This window comes from Peribacillus sp. SIMBA_075, from assembly GCF_046534585.1.
The window spans coordinates 1-257 of record NZ_JAWRYN010001001.1; the positions used below are offsets into that span (position 1 = coordinate 1).

Consider the following 257-nt stretch of genomic DNA (forward strand, 5'->3'; position numbering starts at 1 on the left):
TTCAGTTTTTCAGCCAGCTGATAAAGCAATGCTTCTAGTTCATCACGTGTTTCCTGATAAACAGCAAGACTTCCTCCAAATGGATCGGATACATCGCCTTCTGTCCCTGTCGCAAATTCCTTTAATGTGAAAACCTTCTCTTTTGCATGTGCATATTGCTCCACAATCAACTGTTTATGCTGAATCGTCATGGTGAAAACGTAATCAGCTTCGTGAAGAAGATCCTCTGTCAGCAATGACGATGAGTGATTGAGTGG

Annotated in this window: 1 protein-coding gene; it reads right to left on the minus strand. The window is 42.0% G+C overall.

The features are described from left to right. Positions 1–257: arsenate reductase/protein-tyrosine-phosphatase family protein (locus tag SB775_RS31290; RefSeq protein WP_486360729.1), on the minus strand; the 257-nt coding region annotated here is incomplete at both ends.